Origin of the sequence: Janthinobacterium sp. HH102 (assembly GCF_001758625.2) — a bacterium.
In the GTDB taxonomy this organism is placed as follows: Bacteria; Pseudomonadota; Gammaproteobacteria; order Burkholderiales; family Burkholderiaceae_D; genus Janthinobacterium.
The window spans coordinates 5,473,493-5,495,033 of sequence record NZ_CP062062.1 but is presented as its reverse complement, the minus strand read 5'-3'; the positions used below and the strand labels follow the sequence as shown (position 1 = coordinate 5,495,033).

The window sequence follows — 21,541 nt, the reverse complement described above, 5'->3', positions numbered from 1 at the left end:
CGGTCGAGTGTAAAGGCGGTGCCAAAATCAACGGGTCCTCCCTGGAGGGTTTGCTCCCGAGGGCATTGCGCGCCCCGTTCTTTCTCTAGCTGAGGAATTGCATACGCTTCCTTCCTTTTTAGATTACTGGGTACCGATATGGGAAAGCTGGTCAACAAGCGCGACCTGTCGGAGATCATGGGCGTGTCGGAGCGGACATTCACCGAGTGGCAGAAAGAACCAGGCTTCCCTTTTGAAATCAATGGGGGGCGGGGCGTTGGAAATAGCTACGATACTGCCAAGGTCATCCAGTGGATGATCGAGCGCGACATCGCGCGCCGCTCCGCAGAAAAGCCGCGTGACCGCTTGGATCGTTTGAAGGCGGACATGGTCGAAGTCGACCTGGCCGAGAGGCTGGGCCAACTGGCGCCGGCCGCACTGTTCGAGCGCGCCTGGTCCGATCACATCATCGCGGCCAAAACAGAACTGTTGTCACTGCCGCTCAGGCTAGTGGGCGAAATTCATGCATTGCATAACATCACGGTCGATACCGATCTGATCCTGGTGCAGATCGAGGCCTCGCTGGCCAAGCTGGAGAGTTTTGATGTCGACGCATTCGATTCTGATGAACCCGACCCTGAAAGCGATGATGCGCTCGACGGTGGCGACGACGATTAAAGAAGTACAGCGGCGCTGGGCGCCTGCACCGAAAATCAGTACCCGCGCCTGGGCGCGGAAGTACCGCTACCTGTCCGAGCTGGAGTCGCAGCTGCCGGGCAAGTACAACCTGGATGTGACTCCATACCTGGCATGGGAAAACGGGCCGCTCGATGCGATCGACGATCCAACCGTGCGCAAGGTGGTCGGGCAGAAGTCCGCACAGATCGCATGGACGTCGGGCGTGATCGGCAACGCCCTGGCGAAGTGGGTCGACAGCGATCCATCGCCTATCCTCGGGCTGTTCCCGAAGGAAGCGTCGGCTAAGGAGTACATGGCCGAGAAGTTTGAGCCAATGGTCGACGCGACACCCCGCTTGCGCGGCAAGATCGACCTGCGCAGCAGGAAGGCGCAGCAGCGCCAGTTGTTCAAGCGGTTTCCTGGTGGCTTCCTGAAGCTGGTCGGCTCGAATTCGCCTTCATCGGTCAAGTCGACGCCGACGCCGCGAGTGTTCGTGGAAGAGCCGGACGATTGCAATCTGAATCTGAGGGGGCAGGGGGACTCGATCAAGCTGGCTGAGGAGCGTGTGAAGACCTACGCTCGACCGAAGCTGATCATTGGTGGCACGCCGACCATTGAGGGTGTTTCGGCTGTCGTCGCTGAAATGGAAAATTCGGACAAGCGCCAGGCGATGATCCCGTGCGGCGATTGTGGCGAGGCGCATCCGCTCGACTTTGAGAATTTGCGCTGCCTGGAAGACCCGCTGCAGAACCATCCAATCTTTGGCACCAAGCGGCCCGAGACTTCGTACTACGCGTGCCCGGCCTGCGGCAGCACCTGGAACGATGCACAGAAGAATCGGTACGTGCGCAAGGGGAGCTGGGTCGCTACTGCGCCGTTTCGTGGCGTCGCCGGCTTTTACTTCAATGAGCTGATGAGTCCGTTCCCCGGCTCGCGCATGTCGTTGCTGATGGAAAAGTGGTTGACCGCACTACATGACCTGAGTCGTGGCGATGCGGGGCCGCTGATCGCATTTGTGAACAGCAGCAAGGGATTGCCTTATACGTACAAGGGCGACATGCCAACCGCTGGTGCGCTTCAGGAGCGCGAACTGGATTACGAGGCAAACACGGTTCCGATTGGTGGCCTGATTCTTGTCGCCGGTATCGATATCCAGCATGACCGCATCGAGGTGGTGTTGCGCGCTTATGGCCGTGGCGAAGAGAGCTGGCTGGTGCAGTACATCCGGATATTCGGCACGCCTGGCGTGTATGAAGATCCCGTGTGGGCTGACCTGGACGCAATTTTGTTTCACAAATACCGCTCGGTGCGTGGTTTTAAGATTGGCGTCTCCGCCGTCAGCCTTGATACGTCGGACGGCACGACGTCTGACGCCACTTACAAGTGGGTGCGAAACCGCCAGCGCAAGGGTATCGAATTCGTCATGGCCATCAAGGGTTCGAGCCTGACGGATTCCGAGATCTTTGCGCGGCCGGTGCCCACGAAGGACACGAACCGGCGCAACACCAAAGCGGCGAAGTATGGCCTGCAGGTGTTCATCGTCGGCACGTCGCGCGCCAAGGACCTGCTGATAGGCGAGCGTGGCCGGGTGTCGCTGGAAGGCGACGGGCCCGGCCGGTTCCATACCTACCGGAACGCCAGCCCGGAGTATTACAGCCAGCTGCTGGAGTCGGAGGTCAAGGCACCAGTACGGACCAGCAACGGCCATATCGTCAAGGCTTGGCAAAAGAAAATCGGCCGTCGCAACGAGGTGCTGGACTGCGAGGTGTATGCATTGCATGCAAGCCGCGCGGCAAAGGTTCATCTTCGCACGCCGGCTCAGTGGAGTTCGCTGGAGGCCAAGTTGAGCCAGGCCGCATTGTTTGACGACGATGAGCAGCCCGATGTGCCGGTGCTGCCGAGTGATGTCGCGGCACCGCTCAAGAGCGCAGTTGCAGCCGCGCTGGAAGCCATGCTGCCGGCTGTGGCACAGCAACCTGTAGAAGCCACAACTGCGCCGGCGCCGGTAGCCGTGCGAGTCGTATCCTTCGCCGCTCCGTCGGCATTGAAAAAACGTACCAATCGATTCGCGTAGGAATTTCATGACACCATTTAATGCATCCACCAGCTTGCTGGCCGGCATGTCCACTGACGCGCTGAAAAAGACTCTGGCTGAGGCGCAGCAAGCCTACATCGACCTGTCGTCGGGCGCCAAGGGAACGTCTTATTCGTATACCCAGGGCGACGGTGCGCGCGCCGTAACCTATACCCAGACGAATATTTCGCAGCTGGTCGTGCTGATCCGGACGCTGCAGCAGCAACTGGGCATCGTCAGCCGTGCGCGTCGACCAATGCGGTTCCGATTCTGATGGGCAGCCCCGTCAAAATTCTCGGGCCAAATGGTCAGCCGCTGCCTCCGCATCGCGGCCGCGCGTCGATGCTGTCCGGTACCGGTGGTGCGCCATACGACGCCGCCGACATGTACGGCGACCACATGGCCGACTGGAATCCATACCTGGGTTCGCCTGATGGCGACCTCAACATGCACCGCGACCGAATCATCTCGCGTGTACGCGACATGGTACGCAATGACGGCTGGGCATCCGGCGCCGTCACACGCATCCTGGACAACGCGATCGGTGCTTCCTTCCGGCCTATTTTCAAGCCGGATTATGCGGCCTTGCGCGCTCACACGGGAATCAAGGAATTCGACCACATGTGGGCCGATGAGTTCGGCCAGTGCTTGGAGGCCAGCTACAGAACCTGGTCGAACGATATTGGCCGTTACAGCGACACTCAGCGCGAAATGACGGTGGGCCAGCAAATGCGTTTGGGCTTTCGCCACAAGATTGTTGATGGCGATGCGCTAGCTATGGTGCATTGGCTCCCCGAGCGTCAGGGGCCTGGGCGTGCGCGATATGCAACCGCCATCCAGATTCTCGACCCGGATCGCCTGTCGAACCCGCAGCTGGTGTTTGACAACAACGAAGTGCGTGGCGGCGTCGAGATTGATGCATACGGCGCGGCTGTTGCGTATCACATCCGCCGCGCGCACCAGGGTGACTTCTTCGCCGGTGCCAAGTCTGTGACGTGGGAGCGCATCGAGCGCGAAACCAGTTGGGGCCGGCCGATCATCATCCACGATTTTGACCACGAGCGTGCTGGTCAACACCGAGGCGTAGGCATCTTTTCTCCCGTGCTGCAGCGGCTGAAAATGCTGGTCAAGTATGACGGCGCCGAGTTGGATGCATCGATCATCAATGCCATTTTTGCCGCTTACATCGAATCGCCCTATGACCCGGCGTTGGTGGAAGAGGCGATGGACAGCGAACAGCTTTCAGGCTACCAGGAGCAGCGCAAAGAGTTTCATGACGACCGCAGGATCAAGCTGGGCGGCTCACGTATGCCAATCCTGTTCCCTGGCGAAAAAATCAACGCGGTCACGGCGACGCGGCCAAACGCCAACTTTCAGGCGTTTGAGGCTGCGGTCCTGCGCAATTTTGCGGCTGGTACCGGTTTGTCCGCGCAGCAGGTCAGCAACGACTGGTCGGACGTGAACTACAGCTCGGCGCGTGGCGCCATGCTGGAGGCGTGGAAAACGCTATCGCGGCGGCGCAATGATTATGCGGTGGGCTTCGGCCAGTCGCTTGTCAGCGTCTTTGCCGAAGAAGCGATGGAAGTCGACAACCTGCCTTTGCCACGTGGCGCCCCGCAGTATCACGAGTTCCGGACGGCTTACTCACGGGCCAAGTGGATGGGACCAGGTCGCGGCATCATCGATCCGGTGAAAGAGCGCCAGGGTGCCATTCTCGGCATGGATGCCGGCCTGTCCACACTCGAAGACGAGGCGGCGGAACTGGGTGGTGTCGACTGGCGCGAGACATTGAACCAGCGCGCCATCGAGATCGCTCGTTTCAAGGAACTGGGTATCAAACTGCCGGAATGGGCGGCTGGGTTCGAGGCAACGTCCGCAACTGAAGAAGAAAAGGCTACCTGATGAAATTTGAATTCCTGGCCCAGCGGTTGTTCAACACGCCGCTGGCAATCGCGCCTGGCAAGGCAGAGGTGATCATGGCGGCGCTGGCCGACCGCTTGGGTATCAGCCAGATCGCGCGCCTGAACCCAGCGCCGCTGATGATGGAAGACGATGAAGTAGTTTATTCATCGCCGGGCCGTAATGGCCGTGCCGGCTACGAGGTGGTCGCCGGTGTGGCCATTATCGAGGTGTACGGCACGCTGGTGCAGAAACTCGGCTCATTGAGGCCGTGGTCTGGCATGACTGGCTATGACGGCATCCGCCAGAACTTCCTGATGGCGTTGAGCGATCCTGATGTGAAGGCAATCATGCTCGATATCGACAGCCCAGGTGGTGAAGTGGCCGGCTGTTTTGACCTGGTGGACACAATCTACCGTGCGCGGGGCAAGAAGCCTGTCTGGTCGATCCTGAACGAGTGCGCTTATTCGGCGGCCTACGCAATTGCCAGCGCCGCTGACCGTATCACGGTCCCGCGTACTGGTGGTGTCGGCTCGGTCGGTGTCATCTGGATGCACATGGACTGGTCGAAGGCGCTGACCGGAGCCGGCTTCAAGGTGACGTTCATCACCTACGGCGAGTCGAAGGCCGATGGACATCCTGAAATTCCCCTGTCCCCGGAGGCGCTTGCGCGCTTCCAGGGCGATATCGACATGATGGGTGAATTGTTTGTGACTACCGTTGCCCGCAATCGGAATATCTCGGACAAGTTGGTCCGCGATACCCAGGCCGCAACGTACCTGGGGGCGGCTGGTGTCGGCCAGGCGCTTGCGGATGATGTGATGGCCCCTGATGCCGCATTTCGGGCATTGCTTACTGAAATTGCCTAACCTTTTACTTTGGAGAACACATGAGCAAAATTTCGAGAATGGCAGCAGCTTTGCCTTTTGCCCACTTGCTGGGCATGTCCGCCTCGGCTGCAGTCGAAGACGATGATGACGACAAAAAGCAGCGCAGTGACGAATCCGACGAAGACTATGCCCGGCGCATGGAAGACGAAGAGGAAGAAGAGAAAAAGAAAGAAGACGCCCGCCGCGCGGAAGAAGAAGAAAAAGAAGAAAAGAAAAAGGAAGACGAAGCCAGAAGGGCCAAGAAAGCCGAAGAAGACGAAGACGACAAGGAAAAGGCAGCGCGCAAATCTGAGCGCGCCCGCTGCGCCTCGATCTTCAAATGCGCTGCAGCAGGCACGCGGCCGGACGTGGCCGCGCACCTGGCCTTCAATACGAGCATGTCCAGCGCCGATGCGATCAGCATGCTGGAGACCTTCGCTGCTAGTGGCGCGCCGCAGCCGGCCAGCCTGGCCAGCCGCATGGCCGGTGTCAAGCCGCAGAACGTCGGCGCTGGTGCTGCGGCTGCTCCTGCAAATGGCAGCGATGCGGCCATCGCGGCCAAGATTGTCGCCGCCGGCAGGGCCCGTCGCGGCGAAAAATAGTTTTCAACCCGTCACTTAAAGGAAGCGCAACATGAGTCTGACCGTCAACTCGGTGGGTGGTAGCCCGCAGATCCCCGGCATTTATGCCGAAACCTTTGTCCCGGATCAGCTGATCGCGGGTCGCCATGCCCTTGTTACGGATAACGTGACCGTGCTGGCGGGCCAGGTGTTCCCGCGTGGCGCCGTACTTGGCCGTATCACGGCCTCGGGGAAGTACGTTCTGGCGCTCGCCGCTGCAGCGGATGGTTCGCAGAACCCGGCAGTCGTTGCTGTCGACAACGTTGATGCGACCACTGGCGATGTGAGCGCCGGTGTTTATATCGCCGGGGAATTCAACGGCGCCGCAATGACGCTTGGCACTGGCATCACACTCGGTGCCGCAGCCGCTGCCCTGCGGCCCTTGTCCATCTACGTCAAGGGTTCGGTATCCGCTGCCGATCCGACCTGACCAGCAACGCCCACTAAGGCCCTCTAACGAGGGCTTTTTTTTCGTCCAAACTCCCGGAGTAATGTATGCCTACTGGCTCGTTTTTGTTTAACACCAATGCCTTGATCGGTGTGGTGCCCAATTTGAAGCGCCCGCAGAAGTTTCTGCTGGATCGCTTTTTCCCGAACATCGTGATGTCCGACACCGAGTTCGTTTCGATCGACGTCGATGTCGGCCTGCGCCGCATGTCGCCATTTGTCTCGCCGCTCGTGCAGGGCAAGCTGGTCGAGCAGCGCCGTCAGCAGACCAACCAGTTTAAGCCGGCGTATATCAAGGATAAGCGTGCCCCAGACCTGCGCAAGCCTGTACGTCGCATGATCGGCGAGCGTATCGGCGGGGAATTGAGCGGCGCCGACCGCGAAGCAGCCAACCTCGAAGCAGAACTGTCGGATCAGATCGACATGATCGACCGCCGCCTGGAATGGATGGCGGCATCAGCCCTCATGAATGGCACGGTGCTGATCGTGGGCGATGGTTTTCCGGCCGTACTGGTCGACTTCGGCCGCGATCCGGGCTTGTCACTCGCATTGACGGGCGCTGACAAATGGGATACGGCTTTTGCGGCGGTCGGCGCCAATGGCATTTATACCGCGCCTTCGGACAGCATCGAAGAGTGGGGGCATGTCATCCTGAAAAAATCGGGCGGTACTGCTACCGATTTGATTTTCACGACCACTTCGTGGAAATACTTCAAGCTCGACAGCAACGTCAAAACGTCGCTGCATTACCCACGTTCCGGCGAAGGCAACAACGTGAATATCGGCGCGCAGGTCCAGCGCGGCGCCCAGTACAAGGGCAAATGGGGCCAGTACGATCTGTGGGTCTACAACGACTGGTACATCGATGAAAACGGCGTCGAGCGTGCCATGGTGGATGACGGCAAGGTCATCATGAGCGGCCCCGACCTGATGGGTACGCGCGCCTTCGGCCTGATCCTGGACCCGGCCTTTAACTACACGGCCTTGCCATACGCACCGAAGACGTGGGTCGAAAACGATCCGGCCCAGCGCCTGATCATGATGCAGTCTTCGCCGATTGTCATCCCTTCTCGCGTCAACGCCTCGCTCTGCGCAACCGTAGCAACTCCGAAAGTATTCTGATCATGGCCAAAATTGAAAAACTTGTTAAAGCAGTGGTCGCACCGGGTCGCACCGTCAAATTTGAAGGCATTCACGTCGGTCCAGGTGGTGATGTGACGCTGCCTGCGGGCGAAGTGGCGTGGCTGCGCAAGGGCGGCTACCTGCTCGACCCTGCCGCGACCGCGCCAACCATCGCGCCGGGGCCGGCTTTTGAAAAGGACGGGGACGGTGAACAACCCCCTCCTGCAGAATGATCGACTGGAACCGGATGGTCAACGGTCCAGTCATGGCTGTGTTTGGTGATCAGGCGCGCTACCAGCCGATGGCTGGTGCAGCGTTTGATATCCATGGAACCTTCCATGAAGCCTATAAAAGCCTCGACTTGACTGGTGGTATGGGCGTGACGACGGAGATGCCTGCATTGGGGGTGCTGTTGTCCGACTTCCCCATTCCTCCCAAGCAGAAGGATCGTGTGGCTATCAAGTCGACCGCGTTACATGGCGGCGGTACCTTCGTAGTCAAGGAAGTGCAGCTGAGCGGTATTGGCGGCGCGCTATTGCTGCTGAATTACGTGGGGGAGTGATGGTCAATACATCCATCCTGGCGCGCAGGCATATCCGCCTGCTTGCCCTGGCTGCCCTGACCGGAGAAACCTTTTCCCAGGTGACCATAGACTCACCTGGCGACTGGGATACGCCTCCGGAAGATTTGCCGGCGATTCTCTTGCGCTCACCGGATGACCGGAAGGTTTCCCTATCGAAAGGTCAGCCGACATTCTCTACGACCGTCGGTATCGAAATTGAGGCACGAGTGAGCGGGATGACCGCTGAGTCCGCACAGGATGCAATTGAGGCATTGTGTTTCGCCATCGAGACGGCGCTCTTTTCGAGCTATGACTTGACCTGTGCGGCGGCCCTGGTCTCTTGCGACACGCGCACAGAGGTTACGGCGGATGGCCGCGTTCATTTTGGGGCTGCCCGTATGACTTTGCAGGCCGAGTTGCCGGAAAGCTTCGACGCATTCAAACCCGGTGATCCAGTGGATTTGGGAGACTTCGGTCTTGTCTTTACCGCTGGCCAGGCCTACGACTCGACCGGCAATCATCCCAATCCAATGTTCGCATCAAGCCACGATGTGGCTGGCTGACGCCACTTCACGCTCTTACTTCAGGAGTTCACCATGTTTGTAAAACCTGCGCCGGGTCTGCGGATTCCGGACCCTGATTTGCACGACTTCTTGCCCGAACAGGGCAGGGAGGTGCCCGACGCGCCATATTGGCAGCGCCGGATTCATGACCAGGATGTCCTCATTGCAGTGGCAGTGGCAGAGAAATCGGCCATGGCCGATGCAGCGACATCGAAAAACCGGAGCAAGGAATGACCCTCCCTTTTAAAAATATCCCGGCCAATATCCGGGTACCCCTGTTTTACGCCGAGGTGGACAACTCGCGGGCCAACAGCGCCCAGTCCAATCAGCGCGCGCTGATCATTGGCCAGATCACGGCCGCTGGCACTGCAGTGCCCAATGTCCCTATTATTTCCCAGGGGGCGGCGGACGCCGCAATTGCCGGCGGTCAGGATTCGATGCTGGCATTGATGACAGCGGCGTACCGCGTGAACGATACGTTCGGTGAGGTGTGGTACCTGCCCCTCTCGGACGATGCGGCTGCATTGGCCGCTGTCGGCACGGTCACCTTTTTGACGTCGCCTACGGTCAACGGCACGCTGTATCTGTACGTCGCAGGCGTGCGCTACGCTTTGCCGGCCTTGACCAGCCAAACGGTGGCCCAGCTGGCCACTGCCTTGGCCGCGCTGATCAATGCCGACGCGGCCTGCCCGGTGAATGCGGTGGCGGCGGTGGGTGTCGTGACGCTTACCGCAGTCAACAAGGGGCCGTGCGGCAACGATATCGACCTGCAGTTCAATTATCTGGGTACGCGCGGTGGTGAGGCGCTACCGGCCGGATTGAGTGCAACGCTGGGGCCAATGGCAGGTGGTGCCACAGCGCCCTCGTTGTCTGTGGCACTGGCGAATCTGGGTAGCCAGGAATTCGATTTCATCGTCAGCCCGTACACGGATACCGCGTCCCTCGATGCCCTCAAAAGTTTGCTCAATGACAGCACGGGACGTTGGGCCTGGAATCAGCAACTGTACGGGCACTACTTTGCTGCTTACAAGGGTACCTTTGGCGCACAGGTGACCTTTGGCACCGCGCGTAACGATCAGCACGGTACCGTAATGGGTGTCAATGGCTCGCCCACGCCCACGTGGCTCTGGGCGGCATCGATGGCTGGCGCCGCAGCGGTAAGCCTGCGCGCGGACCCCGCGTTGCCGTTGCAAACGGTGGCAATTCAGGGCGTGCTGGCGCCACCGTTGCAGATGCGTTTCCAGCTGACGGAGCAGAATTCCTTGCTGTACTCCGGTATTTCAACATTTTCAGTGGCCGACGACGGGACGGTGGCCATTCAAAACCTGATCACGACGTATCAGAAAAACGGTTTCGGCAACGTCGACAATAGTTATTTACAGATCGAAACGATGTTCACACTGGCCTATGTCCTGCGTGCCCTCAAGACGATGGTGACGTCGAAATACGCACGCGTGAAGCTGGCGGCAGATGGCACGCGCTTTGCGTCCGGCTCGGCCATCGTCACGCCGAACATTATCCGGGCCGATTTGATCGCCAAGTATCGTGAGCTGGAAGCGGATGGTTTAGTGCAGAACGGCGATGCCTTCAAGGAAGGGCTGATTGTGCAGCAAAACAGCCAGAACCCGAACCGGGTCGACGTCCTGTTCCCCGGAATTTTGATCAACCAGTTGCGCGTTTTTGCGTTGCTGAATCAGTTCCGTCTCCAGTAAGCCAACCGCGGCCGCCACGTGCGGCCGCTTTTTTTAAGGAGCCTTTATGGCAGATACAACCAACCGGCTGGCCGGGATTGCTTACCTGACCGTCGACGGCACCAATTACATGCTGGCCGGTGATTTCGCCTATAGCGTGTCGAAGGTGGCGCGCGAGACACTGATGGGGCAGGATCGGGTGCATGGTTATTCCGAAAAGCCGAAGCAAGGCAGCATGTCCGGAACTATCCGTGATGCTGGCGGCTTGAGCGTGGCGAGCTTCAATGCGATGACGAACGTTACCGTCACTGTCGAGCTGGCCAATGGCAAGACGATTATCGGCCGCAACATGTGGACCGTGGGTGACTTGGAGGTGAAAACCACCGAGGCGACATTTGAAGTGAAGTGGGAAGGTTTTAGCGTCGAGGAGGCGTAAATCATGAATCAAGTAGAAACCGCAGTGGTGGCTCCGGTCGAAGAAGAGAAAACGTTGGAGCTGCGCAAACCAGTCAAGCTGGGTGAAGTCGAATACAGCACCCTGAACCTGCGCGAGCCGACGGCAGGCGAATTGTCGAAGGCATCGAAGGCCGGTGGCAACGTTGACATTGCCATCGCACTGATTTCGCTCATTGCCAAGGTGCCGCGTGGCGCCGTAGAGAAATTGTCCCAGCGCGACTTTCAGGAGGCCGCCGATTTTTTGGGCAGCTTTACGGGTGGTGGCCTGGCAACTGGCGAGATGTAGTCGCAGAACTTACCAAGTACTACGGTTGGGGGCCACATGATGCATGGTCCCTGACCTGGACCGAACTGGCATGGTGGAATGACCAGGCGCACAGGATCATCAAAGCGGCAGGGACTGAGTAAATGGCAAATAATTTTCAGATCGTCATTTCGGCGGTGGACCGGGCGACCCAGACGGTACAGCGGATTAATAATTCGCTAAACCGTTTGACCCAGCCGCTGGTGCGAATTCAACAGTCTGTACGACAGTTTTCCAATGCCATGGGCCTCGACAAGGTAGGCAAGGCAATGCAGGGCGTAGGACGGGCTGCGGGTGATGTTGCCGGTAAGGTGTCATCGATTGTTGCACCAATGACCGCAGTGATTGGCGTCGGTTCGATTGCAGGCCTGTTCGCGCTGGCTACCGGATGGGGGGAGCTTGGTTTTGAAGTGAGCAAGACGGCAGGAACGCTGGGCGTGGCCACCTCGGACCTGATGTCGATGCGCGGTGCAGCGCGCCTGGCAGGTGTGTCGTCAGAGCAGCTGACCGGCAGCTTGAAATCTGTTGGCGATACGATGGAAGATGCGCTGTTCGGGCGCAACCAGTCCGCGCTGATGCTGCTCAACAAGATCGGCGTCAGCATCCATAAGACTGCAGATGGTTCCATCGACGCCGCTCGTGGCTTCAAAGACATCGCAACCTATATTGCCGGGATCAAGAGTGCCCAGGTGCAAAGCCTGGTGGCCCGCCAGTTCGGCATCGAAGCCGCATTGCCCTTGTTGCGAAAAGGAGCGCAGGGTATCGAGGAGTATCAGCGCCAGGTCGCTGAGTTCGGTGGATCGCGCACGCAGGCTGGCATTGCGGCTGCAGAGGGCTTTGGCCTGAAGATGATCTACCTGAATATGGCGACAGATGGTCTGAAGACCTCTATCGGTGACCGCCTGATCCCGGTGCTGCAGCCTTTTATCGAACGGCTGACCGCGTGGATTGCGGCCAATCGTGACCTGATCGCTACCCGCGTCACCGAGTTTGTCGAGGCTTTTGCAAACTGGCTGAATCGCATCAGTTTTAATGACGTGCTGAACGGCATGAGTAGCTTCCTGTCTCGCATTTCAGACACTGTTGATGCTCTCGGTGGCTGGAAGACTGCCGCTCTGTTGGTAATGGGCGTCATGGCCGGGCCATTTCTGCTCAGCATCGCTTCGTTTGGTATTAGTTTGGCTAGATTGGCGGCCGTCACCATCCCTGTGCTGATCCGTGCGCTGGGGCTGTTGCGACTGGCGATGCTGGCCAATCCCATTACTGCCATCCTGACCGCCATTGCGACTGTTGCGGTGCTCATCTATGAGAACTGGGACCGGCTCGCCAAGTGGTGGCGCCGGATGTGGGGTGACATGTCGGACGATGCTGCCAGTGGACAGGGCAAGATCGCAGCATCTACCGACAAGCTCGCTAAGGGCGCAAAGGGTGTCAGCGATGGATGGAGTACTGCACCAGAGGGACAAGGTGCTTCCCCGGCCATGCCCGGAGGTGGGCGGTTTAACGGACACGGCGCATCTGGTGACTGGGAGTCGTCACCAGGCAGCGACACGCGCCCACGCGGCATACGGAACAACAATCCTGGCAACCTGCGCACATGGGGCAATACCCCGCGTGAAGATGGCTTTGCCCGATTTGCGACGCCTGAAGCCGGCTTGAGCGCGATGATCCAAAACCTGCAAACACAGCAAAGCAAGCATGGGCTCAACACTATCGCCAGCATTATCGGTAAGTGGGCGCCTGCGAGCGAAAACAATACGGCTGCCTACATCGATGCGATGGCCAAGAATACTGGTTTTGGTCCGAATCAGAAGCTCGATCTCACTGATAAGGCAACCGTGGCGCCACTCGTATCGGCCATCATCAGGCAAGAAGGTAACCAGGGCGGCTTCAGCAAGGATATGGTCGAGAAGGCTGTGGCCAGGGTTGTTGTCGACTTTAAAAATGCGCCAGCTGGCACGACGGCAACGGCGAGTACGAAAGGTGGAAATATGGTCCCAGTACGGGTCAGCCACGCAATGCCAACGTTGGCGGCAGGATGAGTATCGATAGCGCTCTGGGCGCGTTGCAGTCGATTACTACTACTATTAGCATTGCTGATAACACCATCAAACGCGTTGCCGCCGATTTCGGCGGCGGCCTGGGCGGTGGCTCGGGTACAGGCTGGGCCGCCCAGCTGCGGCCCGCCTCCTGGCGCGGTGTGCCTTTTGGTGTCCTGGGAGGTGGTATCAAGTTCGGCCGCCGTACGGCGGTTCATGAATATCCGTACCGCGATACAGTCTGGGTGGAGGACCTGGGCCGAGCGGTGCGTCGCATCACCATGACGGGATTCCTGGTTGGTGACGATGTGATTGCCCAGCGTGATCGCATGATCGCCGCAGCTGAGACCGCAGGTAGTGGGGAGCTGATTCACCCGACGCTTGGTCAGCTCACCGCCAGTGCAGTTGAATGCGTGGCTGAGGAAAAGTGGGAGCAGGGACGGGTATTCCAACTAAGTTTCACGTTCATCGAGTCAGGGAAGCGGGTTTTCCCGAGTGTGCAGGTGTCGACGGGTTCGGCGGTCTTGAAGGCATGCGCACAAGCCGATGCCGCATCCAAGGGCGACTTCCTGGCAAGTACAGCAGCGGCGCTCAAGCAGGGCGCAGCAGTTGTTGCGAAGGTTGCCAGCACGGCGGCTACCTGGGGGCGTCAGGCGCAGCGTCTGGCTAACGACGCGACGAACTTATACAACATGGTGGGCACGCTCAAGGGTGGCTTTGGCCGCTATGCCAAGGGCAATGGTATTGCCGGCATCGCGGTGGCTGCTGGTGCTGTCTCCAGTGCGGCCAATTCCATTCCCAAGCTGATAGCGCTTGGCTCGGCCGCTCGCACGGCTGTATCGAGCGCAGTCGAAAAACTTACATCAACGGCATCGGGGTTGGGATCATGAGTACAGGTAGCGAACTTGTTGACGCGGCGCAGGAATTGGCGGCCGCAATCAAGGATGCGGCGGTGCAGCCGGGCGACGCTATGCGTTTGCTGTCCATTCTGGCTGTCAATGTGCCTCCTGATCCGGCCACGTCGTCGGCGATCGGATCGGCAATGGCCTTGGTGCAACACGCCACTGGCGACATGTTTCGCCGGGCCGCTGTCGTAGCACTGGCCCGCGCGTCTGCCGCTTATCAGCCCACTTCTGTGGAGGATGCGGCGGCGGTGCGCGATGCGGTTTGCGCGTTGCTCGATGCTGAAATTACGATCGCTGGCGACCAGGGGCAGGACGCCACATTCAATGCATTGCGGGAAGTGCGGTCTGCGGTGTCGCTGGATCTGGCGACACGCGGTGCCGGCCTGGCATCCATTATCACTGTCACTAGCGTGCAGCCGGTGCCGGCGCCGGTGCTGGCCCAGCGGTTGTATCGCACACCTGGGCGGGCCGATGAGCTGGTGGGGCAGGCAAATCCGATTCATCCAGCCTTCATGCCCACAAGCTTTAAGGCACGGTCTTCGTAATTAACCGGCAGGTAGGGTTTGAACAGAGTGGGTTTCTGGGGGCCCTCGGCGCTCCATTTTTTCGGCCCGTTCGCATACGAACGATGCGGGATGACCATTGCCAGTGTAGTAGCGCACCAGCTGTGGCGCGAACTTCTTGCATTCGGCCATCGTCTTAAAGTCGCGGGCATGCACGGAGCCGCCCATATACCCATCCGAAAAGATGATCGTCAACGCAACAACGATGCTCATGGCATTCACATTTCATAAAGAACAATATGGCTGATGATCTCACATTAATTGTCGGAGGTCGACTTTTGTCCGGCTGGACCTCGGTACGAGTTACGCGCGGCATTGAACGGTGCCCTAGTGATTTCGAGGTGGTCATGACCGAACTCTATCCAGAGGAGGTTGGTGCTTTCGTCATTCAACCAGGCGACGCGTGTCAGGTGTTGTTGGGCAGCGATCTGGTCATGACCGGCTACGTAGACCGCTTCATTCCTTCCATGGATGCCGGAACGCACGCAATCCGTGTTGTCGGCCGAGGAAAGTGCGCGGACCTGGTCGATTGCGATGCAGAGTGGCCAGCTGGACAGATCAGCGGATCGAGCGTGCTGGAAATCGCGCGCAAGCTTGCTGCACCATATGGTATTTCACTGACGGGCGATGCCTCCTATCCGATCCACGTAAGTACGGATGTAACGGATGCCGGACCGCCACTGCACCAATTCAACCTGATGCTGGGAGAAAAAGCCTTCGAGATCATCGAGCGCCTGTGCCGCTATGCGGGGCTGCTTGCCTACGATGATCCTGCTGGGAATTTGTTTCTGACTCAAACTGGGAAAGTATCGGCGGCCAGCGGTTTCAAGCAGGGTGTCAACGTACAGTCAGCTTCCTTGGAGTATTCCATGGACCAACGATTTTCCGAAGTGCTGGCGTTCATTCAGAACCTGGACACGTTCTCGGATGCTGGCGATGACGGGAACCTGGTTGCCACCGTGACCGATCCGAATGTGCCGCGTCATCGTCGCAAGGTGCTGATCGCGGAATCGGGAGATAGCGGATTTGATGTGCTCAAGCGGCGCGCCAACTGGGAAGTGGCCCGGCGATCTGGCCGCTCGCGGCGGTTGCAGGTACGCACCGACGGCTGGCGTGATTCCGCCGGTGCGTTGTATGCACCGAACACCCTGGTAGCGGTGGACTTTCCGGCATTAAAGCTGGCGCCCACGACCTGGCTGATCAGTGAAGTGAGCTACAAGCGAGATGGGCAGAGCGGCACGACATGCGAGCTGGTAATCATGCCGCCGGAAGCCTTCATTCCGCAGCCGATGCTGCTGTACAAGGTGCTGGCTGATGTGCCGGCGGCGGGCGCGCCATGATCGGGGCGATTGAGCGACTGTACCGTTGCATGCTGCTGGCGTTCGGCCGGGGACGCGTGACCTTTGTGGACGACACTGGACCAGTGCAGAAACTGCAGGTGAGGTTCGGCGGCATGGAAATCATCGACAACCTGCCGGCGCCACACGACTTCGGCTTTACGTCGAATCCTCCAATCGGATCTGATGTGTTCGTTTCATTCATGGGTGGCAATCGGACCAATGGAATCGCGGTCACTATCGGCAGCCAGGCCTACCGCATGAAAAGCCTGGCGTCGGGTGAAGTCGCCATTTACGACAGCCTCGGCCAGTCGGTGCATCTCACCCATGGAGGCATTGTCATCCAGAGTGCAGGGCTACCGATCACGATACACGGCAGTATCAAGCTGCATGGCGATCTTGATGCAACCGGCGATGTCACTGCCTCTGGCGTCAGCCTGGTCAACCATCAGACCGCTGGCGTGAAGGCTGGCGGCGATACATCAGGAAAGCCGATACCAACATGAGTGATACAGCAACAATCTGGGTGCGCGACCTGGGTCGCGCTGACTGGGCGATGGACGGCCTGGCGCTGCAGACAGGTAGCGATTTGGAGACGGCCATCATCATCAGTCTCTTCTCTGATCGGGAGGCAAATCCTGATGATGTCATCGCTGACGGAACACGCGATCCTCGGGGATGGATTGGCGACGTCGACCAGCCCTTCAAGGTGGGGTCGCGCATGTGGCTGCTCGATCGAGCCAAGCAAACCACGGAAACGCTACGGCGGGCAAACGACTACATCGCTGAGGCGCTGCAATGGCTCATTGCTGATCGCGTGGTGGCCAGGTTCGATATCACGACGCAATGGTCGGCGCCCACGATGCTCGCGGCCAATGTTGTGGCCTACAACGACCAGGGTTCATTAATTCCGATGAACTCAAGCTGGGTTTGGAAAGTGATTAACTGATGCCATATACACGTCCCACGTTAAGTGATCTGCGTAGCCAGGTCGCGCAGGACATTTCCGCAGCGTTGCCAGGCGCAGATGCCTTGCTGCGCTTCTCTAACCTCAATATCATAGGAGTTGCTCAGGCGAACCTTGCTAATTTGCATTATGGCTATTTGGACTGGATCGCCCTGCAGGCCAATCCATTTACCGCCACAGACGAGTATCTTGAAGGCTGGGCAGCCTTGAAAGGAATCTACCGTAAGGGGGCGACGTCGGCAACAGGGAAGGTGACTTTCTCTGCCACGAGTGGCTCAGTTATCGGGGCAGGGACGACTCTGGTACGCGGCGATGGCGCAACTGCATACACCTTGGATGATGCGGTGGAGATTGGTGGGCGCGTGACGGTCCGCGCCACCATCACTGCTGATCCAGCAGGTAGCGCGGGGGCATTTGGCAATGCGGCGGTGGGAGTTGTCATGTCCCTTAGCCAAGCGCACGCCGGCATTCAGGCCAACGGCGTGGTGAGTGTAGCCTTCACTGGCGGCGCTGATATTGAAAAAGACGACCCTTTTCGTAGCCGCATGCTTGAAGCCTACCAAAGCACGCCGCAAGGCGGCGATCGTAGCGATTACGTGGGCTGGGCCAAAGAGGTGCCTGGTGTTACGCGCGCATGGTGCTCCCCTAACTCTTTCGGTGCTGGCACGGTCGTTGTGTATGTCATGTTTGATAACGCCAATGCAGCGCAAGCAGGCTTTCCTCAAGGTGGGGATGGTGTGGCTTCGGAAGAGCCTCGGGCGGTCGCGGCGAACGGTGACCAGCTGGTCGTTGCCAATCATATTTTCCCAGTGCAGCCCGTCACTGCGCTGGTCTACGTGGTTGCGCCATTGGCCGCCCCCGTAAATTTTTCGCTGTCTGGTATTCCGGTGGGGAAGCAAGCCGCTGTCCGGGCCGCACTTGCCGATGTGTTTTTTCGTACAGGGAAGGCTACCGGAGGCAGTACGCCGATCGCGTTCGCCTGGTCCGCCATTGCTGCGGTCGCAGGCGTCAGTGACTTTGTGATTGTTGCGCCCACGACTGACATCATCAACGCTGCCGGCACGCTGCCGACTGTCGGCGTTATTACCTACTCATAATCCTATGGCACCAGCATATACCGCCGCTGATTACCTCAGCGCGTTGCAGTCCCTATTGCCGCGCGGGCCTGCTTGGCCGCGCGCGCCTGATGCTGTGCAGACGTCTGCACTTGCCGGCCTGACGCCGATCTATGCGCGACAGAACCTGCGCGCCAATCATCTCCTGGTCGATGGATTTCCAACGACAACCGTTGAATTGCTGCCCGAATGGGAGGCCGCGCTCGGTTTGCCCGACCCATGCGCAGGGCCAGCTCCCACGCTGCAAGGCCGTCGGGCACAGGTGGTCGCACGTTTTACAGCGACAGGAGGCCAGTCCATTAACTACATGAAGTCGTTTGCCCTGAGCCTTGGGTATGCCATTGATATTACGCAGTTCATCCCGGCGCGGGCTGGGATATTGCGTGCTGGCCTGCCCCTATGTGGAAATGCCTTCGCACATGCCTGGCACGTGAGCACGCCATTACATAGTTCGTTTGCGTTTCGTGCGGGCTTGTCGATGGCTGGTGAGCCGTTGACATCGATTGCCAATGCAGTGCTGGAGTGCGAACTCCGGAAGGTCGCGCCAGCTCACACAGTCGTCTTTTTTACTTACACCTAACAAGGAACTCTATGTACCGTATTGATGATCCTAGCGCCGCAGTGGCGTTACCAGAGCCGGAAGCGGCTGGCAGAGAGGGTTTTTTTACCGAGGGCGTTCCCGGCGTGAAAGAGGCCACGCTGGTACGTGCAAGTTTTCTTAATATGCTTCAGGAGGAGCTGCGCAATATCGTGCTGGCGGCTGGCGTAGTGCCGGCCAAAGCTGACTATACCCAGCTGCTCAAAGCGCTTCGCTCTGCTGGGGTTTTTCAAACTGCTGCGCAATTCGACAACACCACGAAAGTGGCGACAATGGCCGCAGTACGAAACGAGCTGCTTGGATTGGGGAACTCGGTTTATGCCGCTATTTTTGGCGCTTCCCTCGCACCGAACGGGTGGCGGAAACTGCCAAGCGGCGAGATTATGCAGTGGGGTTATGGCTCAACTTCAGACGGGTCTGGTACTTCAACTGTGACATTCCCTACGGCGTTCCCCGCGGCACTTTTACACATATTCACATTCTACGAATCCAGTGGCAACGTTCCGTCAGCGAATCCATCCGTTATTAATGCTGGCATAACTTCGTTGTCGGGGGCGAAGATTTTTACCTGGAATGGCATAACTATCTCTGGGGGAATTACCCCGTCATACATTGCAATCGGCAAATAAAGGAAATGCTAAATGAGTATCTTTTTCTCAGTTGCAACCGGAGGCTTTTATGCCTCGGAGTTGCGGGAAGACTATGACGTTGCTGGAACATGGCCGGCGGATGCGGTAGAGATTGATGATGCGGTCACCGAAGGAGACCTGCGTGCGGCAATTTGCCGTGGCGACGCAATCGCGTTCTTCGAAGGTAAGTTTACCTTTACCCCCGCACCAGCGCCCCCATTCGCGCCAATCGCAACCGCATACCTGGACTCCGTTCGCGTCATCCGCGAACAGGTACTCAACCGCTTGGCAGGGATCGGGATGGCTGCATTGCTGGCCGCCGATACCATGACCGCTCAGGCAGTTGCGAGTGCCCGCCAGGCGCTGCTCGACATCACCGTGGTTCCCGATGTGATGGGGGCGACAGACCTCGATAGCTTAAAGGCGGCAGTGAAGTCTGCCTATGCAGCAATCATCGCGGCAGCGCCCCCTGTCATCCGCGAGGCGTTCGATCCAGCTGCGATCTAACCGAACCCATCTCCAATTACCCGCTTCGGCGGGTTTTTTTATTTCAACTACCTGAAAGGTATTCATGGCCCTCGAAACGACCGCCGCTGGCGGCGCACTAATTAAATTTTTTGGCCTCCCGGTCCTGGCCGGCGCTGCCGCAACCTCACTGGGATTCATGTTTATGTGGCCAAAAACTGCCAAGGAAGCGGGCGTGCGTTTCTTCGTCACCATTCTCTTTTCCGCCCTGATGGGCCCTGCCCTGGTCGTGGTCGTGCGCAACTGGATGCCGGGCCTATTCGACAGCGCGCGCGCCGTGGCCGTGCTGTACGGCAGCGACCCGGCCCTGGGCTTCTTGTTCATCGCTGCGCCGCTGATGGTGGCGGCCGGCTTGCCCGCTTGGTGGGTGCTGGGCGCCACGGTGCGCTGGTTCGACAAGCGCCGCGACAAGGACATCGGCGAGCTGGCGCGCGACGCGGCCGCCGTCGTCAAGGATGTGCGGGGTGGCCTGTGAACCTGACCAAGAATTTCACGTTGAAAGAATTGACAGACTCGGCCTGGGCAACGACCAACCGCGTTGACAACACGCCACCACCTGGCGTGCTGATCGAGCTTCAGCGCACGGCCGAGCTGCTCCAGCGCATCCGCAACTACTTGACGGCTTGCGCTGGCATCGACACACCCATGAGCGACATCAGCGGATTTCGCTCGATTCCAGTCAATCGTGGCGTGGGCAGCAGCGATGGCAGCGATCACGTGCGCGGCATGGCGGCTGACTTCAAGGCGCGTGGCATGACGCCGTACCAGGTATGCCAGGCCCTGCTCCCGAAATTGGACGAGTTTGGCATCGGGCAGATCATCAACGAGTTGACCTGGGTGCACGTCAGCACGAAGATGGTGGCCAAGCCGATCAACCGCATCATCACCATCGACCGCCACGGCACGCGCGCTGGCATCCTGCAGGTGCGCTCGTGAGTGCCCTGGGCACGTTGGCGACCGGCGCCGTCAGTGGGATCTGGAAGGCGACCGCCATCGCGCTGGCTGCCGGGCTGCTGGTGGTCGCCAGCTCCACCGGCACGGGCTGGTGGCTGGCCGTCGGCGACCGTGCCGCCGCGCGCGCGGCGCTGGTGCAGGAGCAGGGCGTCAGCGAGCAGCTGCGCGCGTCGATCAGCGAGCAAAACCGCGCCATCGATGGCATGGCCAAGGCAACGCTTGCAGCCCAGGAGCGCGGCGCGGCGGCGCAAGTGGCCGCCGCTGCCAAGGGCAAGAAGTACGACGCGGCCTTGGCGCAGATCGCGGGCGCGCGCGCTACGACCTGCGACGAGGCGATGCCGGCCGTCAGGCTGCTGCTGGAGGGCGTGCGATGAAATGGATGCTTGTATTGGTGCTGGCCGGCTGCGGCACCGCACCTCCGACGGTGCAGCTGGTCGAAGTTCCCGTCTTTACACCATGTGTAAAGGTGGTACCGCAGCGCCCGGCCTACGAATTCGACAAGTTGCCGTCGGAGGCAATGGATGGCGAGATCGTCCTGGCACTGGCGCGAGATTGGCCGCGCGGGCGGAAGTACGAGGAGGCGCTGAGAGGAATTGTCTCCGGTTGTTTAACTGGAGAATCGGTCGAATAATGTGGCGGAGGCAT

30 protein-coding genes are annotated in these 21,541 nt (G+C 59.3%); 29 read left to right on the top strand and 1 reads right to left on the bottom strand.

Annotated features, from left to right (window positions below; genetic code table 11):
- The first annotated feature begins 138 nt into the window (after window positions 1–138).
- From JAB4_RS24995 to JAB4_RS24910, 18 genes are all read left to right on the top strand, one after another.
- Window positions 139–657 carry a terminase small subunit gene (locus tag JAB4_RS24995; protein WP_070217911.1) on the top strand — a complete coding sequence of 173 codons (519 nt, stop codon included), beginning with the start codon at window positions 139–141 and terminating at the stop codon, window positions 655–657.
- On the top strand, window positions 584–2,731 hold the full coding sequence (locus JAB4_RS24990) for a terminase gpA endonuclease subunit (RefSeq protein ID WP_217494512.1): 2,148 nt from the start codon (window positions 584–586) through the stop codon (window positions 2,729–2,731). The genes JAB4_RS24995 and JAB4_RS24990 overlap by 74 nt, the downstream gene beginning before the upstream one ends.
- Before the next feature lie 7 nt (window positions 2,732–2,738).
- Window positions 2,739–3,005 (top strand): gpW family head-tail joining protein, encoded by a 267-nt coding sequence (gene gpW, locus JAB4_RS24985; protein WP_070217916.1) that lies wholly within the window; start codon window positions 2,739–2,741, stop codon window positions 3,003–3,005.
- Window positions 3,005–4,633, top strand: coding sequence for a phage portal protein (locus JAB4_RS24980; RefSeq protein ID WP_070217918.1), 1,629 nt, complete (start codon window positions 3,005–3,007; stop codon window positions 4,631–4,633). Before gpW ends, JAB4_RS24980 begins: the two co-directional genes overlap by 1 nt.
- The gene (locus JAB4_RS24975; RefSeq protein ID WP_070217920.1) at window positions 4,633–5,499 is read left to right on the top strand and encodes a S49 family peptidase; all 867 of its coding nucleotides are present in this window, start codon (window positions 4,633–4,635) and stop codon (window positions 5,497–5,499) included. The genes JAB4_RS24980 and JAB4_RS24975 overlap by 1 nt, the downstream gene beginning before the upstream one ends.
- A 20-nt stretch (window positions 5,500–5,519) precedes the next feature.
- Window positions 5,520–6,101: a hypothetical protein gene (locus JAB4_RS24970; RefSeq protein WP_175444720.1), complete on the top strand. Its 582-nt coding sequence runs from the start codon at window positions 5,520–5,522 to the stop codon at window positions 6,099–6,101.
- A gap of 31 nt (window positions 6,102–6,132) precedes the next feature.
- Window positions 6,133–6,549 (top strand): head decoration protein, encoded by a 417-nt coding sequence (locus tag JAB4_RS24965; protein WP_070217922.1) that lies wholly within the window; start codon window positions 6,133–6,135, stop codon window positions 6,547–6,549.
- Window positions 6,550–6,614: 65 nt separating this feature from the next.
- Entirely contained in the window at window positions 6,615–7,688 is a 1,074-nt protein-coding gene (locus JAB4_RS24960; protein ID WP_070217923.1) for a major capsid protein, read from the top strand.
- Window positions 7,689–7,690: 2 nt separating this feature from the next.
- Window positions 7,691–7,921: a hypothetical protein gene (locus JAB4_RS24955; protein WP_139143592.1), complete on the top strand. Its 231-nt coding sequence runs from the start codon at window positions 7,691–7,693 to the stop codon at window positions 7,919–7,921.
- A complete protein-coding gene (locus JAB4_RS24950; protein WP_070217925.1) occupies window positions 7,918–8,250 on the top strand; it encodes a hypothetical protein in 333 nt (110 codons plus the stop codon). The genes JAB4_RS24955 and JAB4_RS24950 overlap by 4 nt, the downstream gene beginning before the upstream one ends.
- Complete coding sequence (locus tag JAB4_RS24945) at window positions 8,250–8,813, top strand: hypothetical protein (protein ID WP_070217927.1); 564 nt, start codon at window positions 8,250–8,252, stop codon at window positions 8,811–8,813. The genes JAB4_RS24950 and JAB4_RS24945 overlap by 1 nt, the downstream gene beginning before the upstream one ends.
- 33 nt (window positions 8,814–8,846) lie before the next feature.
- Window positions 8,847–9,047 (top strand): DUF2635 domain-containing protein, encoded by a 201-nt coding sequence (locus JAB4_RS24940; RefSeq protein WP_070217929.1) that lies wholly within the window; start codon window positions 8,847–8,849, stop codon window positions 9,045–9,047.
- Window positions 9,044–10,525, top strand: a complete 1,482-nt coding sequence (locus JAB4_RS24935) for a phage tail sheath subtilisin-like domain-containing protein (protein ID WP_070217930.1) — start codon at window positions 9,044–9,046, stop codon at window positions 10,523–10,525. The genes JAB4_RS24940 and JAB4_RS24935 overlap by 4 nt, the downstream gene beginning before the upstream one ends.
- A gap of 46 nt (window positions 10,526–10,571) precedes the next feature.
- Window positions 10,572–10,940, top strand: a complete 369-nt coding sequence (locus JAB4_RS24930; protein ID WP_070217932.1) for a phage tail tube protein — start codon at window positions 10,572–10,574, stop codon at window positions 10,938–10,940.
- A 3-nt stretch (window positions 10,941–10,943) separates the two neighbouring features.
- Complete coding sequence (locus JAB4_RS24925) at window positions 10,944–11,246, top strand: phage tail assembly protein (RefSeq protein WP_070217934.1); 303 nt, start codon at window positions 10,944–10,946, stop codon at window positions 11,244–11,246.
- Between the two features lie 122 nt (window positions 11,247–11,368).
- Window positions 11,369–13,306: a hypothetical protein gene (locus JAB4_RS24920; RefSeq protein WP_070217936.1), complete on the top strand. Its 1,938-nt coding sequence runs from the start codon at window positions 11,369–11,371 to the stop codon at window positions 13,304–13,306.
- The gene (locus JAB4_RS24915) at window positions 13,303–14,193 is read left to right on the top strand and encodes a DNA circularization N-terminal domain-containing protein (protein WP_070217938.1); all 891 of its coding nucleotides are present in this window, start codon (window positions 13,303–13,305) and stop codon (window positions 14,191–14,193) included. The genes JAB4_RS24920 and JAB4_RS24915 overlap by 4 nt, the downstream gene beginning before the upstream one ends.
- Window positions 14,190–14,753 carry a hypothetical protein gene (locus JAB4_RS24910; protein ID WP_070217940.1) on the top strand — a complete coding sequence of 188 codons (564 nt, stop codon included), beginning with the start codon at window positions 14,190–14,192 and terminating at the stop codon, window positions 14,751–14,753. The genes JAB4_RS24915 and JAB4_RS24910 overlap by 4 nt, the downstream gene beginning before the upstream one ends.
- Here the strand turns inward: JAB4_RS24910 and JAB4_RS24905 are convergent, their stop codons facing one another.
- On the bottom strand, window positions 14,754–14,984 hold the full coding sequence (locus JAB4_RS24905) for a hypothetical protein (protein WP_070217942.1): 231 nt from the start codon (window positions 14,982–14,984) through the stop codon (window positions 14,754–14,756). It abuts the gene before it with no gap.
- A 26-nt stretch (window positions 14,985–15,010) separates the two neighbouring features.
- Here JAB4_RS24905 and JAB4_RS24900 point away from each other — a divergent pair, with 26 nt between their 5' ends.
- From JAB4_RS24900 to JAB4_RS24850, 11 genes are all read left to right on the top strand, one after another.
- A complete protein-coding gene (locus JAB4_RS24900) occupies window positions 15,011–16,111 on the top strand; it encodes a phage baseplate assembly protein (RefSeq protein WP_070217944.1) in 1,101 nt (366 codons plus the stop codon).
- On the top strand, window positions 16,108–16,614 hold the full coding sequence (locus JAB4_RS24895) for a phage baseplate assembly protein V (protein ID WP_070217946.1): 507 nt from the start codon (window positions 16,108–16,110) through the stop codon (window positions 16,612–16,614). The genes JAB4_RS24900 and JAB4_RS24895 overlap by 4 nt, the downstream gene beginning before the upstream one ends.
- Complete coding sequence (locus tag JAB4_RS24890) at window positions 16,611–17,057, top strand: phage GP46 family protein (RefSeq protein WP_070217948.1); 447 nt, start codon at window positions 16,611–16,613, stop codon at window positions 17,055–17,057. The genes JAB4_RS24895 and JAB4_RS24890 overlap by 4 nt, the downstream gene beginning before the upstream one ends.
- Entirely contained in the window at window positions 17,057–18,172 is a 1,116-nt protein-coding gene (locus tag JAB4_RS24885; protein WP_070217950.1) for a baseplate J/gp47 family protein, read from the top strand. The genes JAB4_RS24890 and JAB4_RS24885 overlap by 1 nt, the downstream gene beginning before the upstream one ends.
- A gap of 4 nt (window positions 18,173–18,176) precedes the next feature.
- A complete protein-coding gene (locus JAB4_RS24880) occupies window positions 18,177–18,770 on the top strand; it encodes a putative phage tail protein (RefSeq protein ID WP_071650128.1) in 594 nt (197 codons plus the stop codon).
- 11 nt (window positions 18,771–18,781) lie between these two features.
- A complete protein-coding gene (locus JAB4_RS24875; RefSeq protein WP_070300232.1) occupies window positions 18,782–19,417 on the top strand; it encodes a hypothetical protein in 636 nt (211 codons plus the stop codon).
- Between the two features lie 12 nt (window positions 19,418–19,429).
- Entirely contained in the window at window positions 19,430–19,924 is a 495-nt protein-coding gene (locus JAB4_RS24870) for a hypothetical protein (RefSeq protein WP_070217954.1), read from the top strand.
- A gap of 163 nt (window positions 19,925–20,087) precedes the next feature.
- A complete protein-coding gene (locus JAB4_RS24865; RefSeq protein ID WP_227742029.1) occupies window positions 20,088–20,417 on the top strand; it encodes a hypothetical protein in 330 nt (109 codons plus the stop codon).
- Window positions 20,418–20,437: 20 nt separating this feature from the next.
- A complete protein-coding gene (locus JAB4_RS24860) occupies window positions 20,438–20,878 on the top strand; it encodes a D-Ala-D-Ala carboxypeptidase family metallohydrolase (protein WP_254670575.1) in 441 nt (146 codons plus the stop codon).
- A gap of 80 nt (window positions 20,879–20,958) precedes the next feature.
- A complete protein-coding gene (locus JAB4_RS24855; RefSeq protein WP_227742028.1) occupies window positions 20,959–21,270 on the top strand; it encodes a hypothetical protein in 312 nt (103 codons plus the stop codon).
- Window positions 21,267–21,527, top strand: a complete 261-nt coding sequence (locus tag JAB4_RS24850) for a hypothetical protein (RefSeq protein ID WP_070223528.1) — start codon at window positions 21,267–21,269, stop codon at window positions 21,525–21,527. Before JAB4_RS24855 ends, JAB4_RS24850 begins: the two co-directional genes overlap by 4 nt.
- Window positions 21,528–21,541: the final 14 nt, after the last annotated feature.